This window comes from Sphingomonas sp. GM_Shp_2 (assembly GCF_026540875.1).
GTDB lineage: Bacteria > Pseudomonadota > Alphaproteobacteria > Sphingomonadales > Sphingomonadaceae > Sphingomonas > Sphingomonas carotinifaciens.
The window spans coordinates 1-4,400 of the sequence record NZ_JALNUQ010000093.1 but is presented as its reverse complement, the minus strand read 5'-3'; the positions used below and the strand labels follow the sequence as shown (position 1 = coordinate 4,400).

At 67.2% G+C, this 4,400-nt stretch carries 4 protein-coding genes; all 4 read right to left on the bottom strand.

Annotated features, from left to right (window positions below; genetic code table 11):
- Window positions 1–169: 169 nt before the first annotated feature.
- A complete protein-coding gene (gene kduI / locus OXR08_RS18550; protein WP_267352125.1) occupies window positions 170–1,006 on the bottom strand; it encodes a 5-dehydro-4-deoxy-D-glucuronate isomerase in 837 nt (278 codons plus the stop codon).
- A gap of 11 nt (window positions 1,007–1,017) precedes the next feature.
- Window positions 1,018–2,187, bottom strand: a complete 1,170-nt coding sequence (locus tag OXR08_RS18545) for a glycoside hydrolase family 88 protein (protein ID WP_267352123.1) — start codon at window positions 2,185–2,187, stop codon at window positions 1,018–1,020.
- A 182-nt stretch (window positions 2,188–2,369) separates the two neighbouring features.
- The gene (locus tag OXR08_RS18540; protein WP_112383390.1) at window positions 2,370–3,101 is read right to left on the bottom strand and encodes an FCD domain-containing protein; all 732 of its coding nucleotides are present in this window, start codon (window positions 3,099–3,101) and stop codon (window positions 2,370–2,372) included.
- A 68-nt stretch (window positions 3,102–3,169) separates the two neighbouring features.
- Entirely contained in the window at window positions 3,170–4,399 is a 1,230-nt protein-coding gene (locus tag OXR08_RS18535; RefSeq protein ID WP_267352120.1) for a DUF2264 domain-containing protein, read from the bottom strand.
- Between the last annotated feature and the right edge of the window lies 1 nt (window position 4,400).

Genomic DNA, 4,400 nt, shown 5'->3' with positions numbered 1-4,400 from the left:
AACCTCATGCCACCAGCCTGACCCAAACCCCGTTCGTCTCGAGTAACCGTCGAGTAGCGGCAGAGCCGCGTATCGAGACGGTGTATCGAGAGGCATGTTGCCGCACGCGGCCATGTCTCGGCACGAACAGGCAAGGGGGACGACCTTGCGCGCGAAACCCTGCGCGCCCTCAGGCAAGCTGGCAGATATCGAGCACGTCCATGTCCTCATAATCCTGGTTCTCGCCGGCCATAGCCCAGACGAAGCTGTAGCTGCTGGTGCCGGCGCCCATGTGCACCGACCATGGCGGCGAGATCACGCCGTCGCCATCGCCCAGCAGGATATGGCGCAGCTCGTCGGGCTGGCCCATATAGTGGAAGACGCGGGCATCGTCCTCCAGGTCGAAATACAAATAGATTTCCGATCGCCGCTCATGAACGTGCGGCGGCATCGTGTTCCACACGCTCCCCGGATCGAGCCGCGTCAGCCCCAGGCACAGCGACGCGCTCTGGCAGGCATGGGGCAGCACCAGTTGGTGGATCGACCGCGCGTTCGACGTCTCCTGGCTGCCGCGCCGCATCGGCGGATTGCCCGCCAGCGTCATGTGGACGATCGGATAGGCGGCATGCGCGGGCACGCTGAGCAGGTAGAAGCGTGCGCCCGCCCCTTCGAATCGAACGTCCCGGCTGCCCATCGGCACGTAAAGCGCCTCATATTTCGCCAGCGGATAGGCGACGCCGTCCACCGTCACCGTGCCGGCCGCGGGCCCGATATTCACCACGCCCAGTTCGCGCCGCTCCAGCAGCGGATGCCCGGCCGCACTTGCCGGCTCCCGCTGCACCGGCAGGTCCAGCGCCGCCTCGCCCGGCATCGCCCCGCCGATGATGAAACGCTCCCCGTGCGAATAGGTGAGCACCAGTTCGCCGGCACGGAACAGCCCCGTCACCGCATGGCGATCGTGCAGGTCGGCGTTGCTGGCCCCCATCATCATGTCGGGATGAACGGCATGATAGGTTTTGGCGAACAGGGGATCGGCGCTCATCGCCCGGTCTGCTCCATATCGGCGACCGCGGTGGCGGCGAGCAGAAAGGCCCCGACGCCGTAATATTGCGTATCGCTGGCGGTGACCCGGTCGGGCCGGTCGCTCACCTGCTGCACCCAGCCCAGCCGCCCATCGGGCTGTATCGCGCGGCTCAGCGCATTCCAGCCGCGGAGCGCCGCCGGCCGATAGCGCGCCTTGTCCAACAGACCAGCCTTCACGCCCCAGGCAAAGCCATAGGTGAAGAAGCCCGTCCCGCTCGTCTCCGGCGGGGAATTCTCCGGCGCCAGCAGGGACGGCGCCCAATACCCATCCGGCTTCTGTAAGGTCAGCAGCTTGGCCGCCATTTCCTTGAACAGCGCCTCCATCCGGCGCCGGTCCGGGCTGTTGGCGGGCAGTTGCGGGATGATCCGCGCCATGCCGCCGAACACCCAGCCATTGCCGCGCGCCCAGAATTGCTTGCGATCCTGCTCGTCGCGCCGATCGAAGAAGCGGCTGTCCCGGTAATACAGATGCTCGACCGGATCATACAGGAAGTCGGTGGTCGCCCAGAACTCCTTGGTGGCGAACTGCCGGTATTTGGGGTCGCCCGTCTGGTTGCTCAGCACCGCCAGGGCGGGCGGCGCCATGAACAGCGCATCGCACCAGCACCAGCGGTCCAGGCACTCGGTGGCACTGTAACCGCCCTTTTTGGGCACTGCGAAGGCCAGGGTCGTCACCGCCGGCTGGTCCACCACCCGGTCGAATGCCGCGCGCGTCGGCGCCCGCGCCTCGGCGCCTGCGCCGTTTGCCGCCGCCCACAAATAGGCCTGGGTGATCGCGTGATCGTCCGCGAAATAGGGCTTGTCGCCGGGCCGCCAGGCGTTGCGCCGGCCCATGTCCATGATCGCCTGCTTGATCCGCGGCGGGGTGCCCGGCGCATCTGCCAGCGCGGTCATCCCCACCCAGAACACGGCCTGCTCCCACGCCCGTGGATTGCGCGTCTCGCCGGTGGCTGCCGCGATATGGCTGGGATCCAACCGGCCGAGCTGCCAGTCCGCCAGCTTTACCGCCGTTGCCCGCACCGCTGCCGGATCGACCGCCGCCGCGCCTTGCGCTGCGGCAGGGATCGCACCGGGCCATGCGGCGACGGACGCCAGCCCCAGGGCCAGGGCAAGACGCATGTTCATCGTCACTTCTCCATCACAGCAAGGGGGGCGCGCCGATGGCAAAAGCCGGGCATCACGCGGCGATCAGATAGCCCTGCCGCCTCCCCTGCCCGCTCGTGCCGCATCGGCATCCATCCCCCGATCTCGCGCATCGTTCGGCGCCGACAATTTGTAGGATAACTATCGGCCGTATGTCAAACGGTTCACGGCAAAGCGGTCTGGGGATCGTCGTTCGCGCCGTCGCTCAATTCGGAATGGCGGTTCAGGCTTTCCTGCATATGGTCCCACGCCGCCTGGCGCGCGCGCGGCACGTCCATGCGCGTGATGGCGTCCAGGATCGCCTCATGCTCGGCCCGCACCTTGGCGACATAGGCCTCATGCGCGCCCACCGGCTTGTTGCGCAGATACAAATTGCGTGGCGGCACCAGACGCAGGCCCAGAAAGTCGATCAACCGGACGAAATAGTCGTTTCGTGTCGCCCGCGCGATCGCCAGATGAAACTCCACGTCCGCCGCGGCGGCGGCCACCGGATCGTCACTGAACTGCGCCATCCGCCGCAGGGCGGCGCGCATCGCGCCGACATCCTCGGTCGTGCGCCGTGCCGCGGCGAACGCCGCCATCTCCGCCTCGATCGCCAGCCGCATCTCCAGCAGCCGGATCACGTCGGCCAGTTCCGACAATTCGTCGCGCGTCACCTGGAACGCGCGATAGCGTGCATCCTCCGCCACATACACGCCCGATCCCTGACGGGAGACGACCAGCCCCTGCGCCTCCAGCCGGGCGACCGCCTCGCGCACGACCGTCCGGCTGACCTTTTCGGTTTCGGCGATGATCTTCTGCGTGGGCATCTGGGCACCGGGCGCCAGGTCCCCGTCCAATATGCTGGTTTCCAGCTTCGCGAACAGGGCATCCGCCATCGACAAAGCCTTGGCCATCTCACTCCTCGCCACCCGGTCTTATCCTACGATTACACGCTTCCCCCGCGCCTACATCGACAGCGCTGTCAATAGTCGACCGGATAGTCCTTCCGGAAATCCTGCCCCGCATAGGCGCGCCGCATCGTCCACGGCATCGCCGCCCCCGTCCAGAACGGGTCCGATGCCGGCCGCCCCAGCGCCACCAGCCCTTCAGACGCGATATACATGCTGCCGGCGTTCGAATACCAGTCGCCCAGCGTCGGCTGCGCGCGGGTAAAGCCGATCGTCAGGAAGCCGTCCGCATTGAAGTTGCTCGGGTCGGCGAACACCCGTCGTGCCGCCATCACCGTCGCCGAGCGGACCTGCGGCCCGGGCAGCGTTTCCGGCAGCCAGCCACGCCACGCCAGCACGCCCAGCACCTGATGCGCCGCGATGCGATAGGTCAGCGACCGGCCGATGGCGGCATAGGCGCCGTCCGGCCCGATCATCCGCTCCAGATGCTCGCCATATCGCTGCATCCGGTGCCGCGCCTGTCCAAACGCTTCCGCCGGCTTCAGATTGTTGAACGACGGGTTGCCGCGCGACAGCACCTCCAGCACCTGCACCATCATCGGATGGATGACGTAGCTGTTGTAGTAATCGAAGTGGAACCGCTCGCCATCGCCGTACCAGCCGTCCCCGACATACCAGTCGCCCGCGAACAGCTTGACCGTCATGTCGACGCGCATCGGGTCCCAATCCTCGCCGATTGAGAACAGGAACGCTTCGTTCATCGCCGCGAACAGCAGCCAGTTCTGATAAGGCGGGGATATGCGGCGCAGGCCTTTGATCACCGCGACGATGCGCTGCTTGGTCTTGGTGTCCAGCGGCTCCCACAACGTCTTTGGCGCACGCAGCAGCGCACTGGTGAAATAGGCGCTGTCGACCAGCGCCTGGCCATGCCCTTCCCAGCCCAGCCGGTCCGGGCTGGCCGGATCGACCGAGTGGACATAGCTTTGCACCGCCTGTTCGCGCAGCGTGCGCCGCAGCCGCCCCTCGGCATCGTCGGTGTCCGGCAGGGCCAGCCACGGCGCGATCCCGTCGATCAGCCGCGCGAACGCCTCCATATAGGCGACCTTGGGATCCCGCTTGTCCCAGGTCGGGCTCAACTCGGGCGTCCACTCCTGCTGCAGACGCCCCCGCGCCATGCGCGACAGCACCGGCGTCGCCATCCGCTCCAGCAGGCCGAGCATATAGCGGCGGTCCTCTCCCCCGCTCGGCAGCGCGGACCTGTCCCCCGCCGCCTCCCCGGCCATCCCCTGCGCCCGCACCGGCACC

What these genes read in the sequence shown, in the direction of transcription:
- OXR08_RS18545 (WP_267352123.1), bottom strand. Translation starts at nt 2,187, where the DNA reads ATGAACATGCGTCTTGCCCTGGCCCTGGGGCTGGCGTCCGTCGCCGCA.
- OXR08_RS18540 (WP_112383390.1), bottom strand. Translation starts at nt 3,101, where the DNA reads ATGGCCAAGGCTTTGTCGATGGCGGATGCCCTGTTCGCGAAGCTGGAA.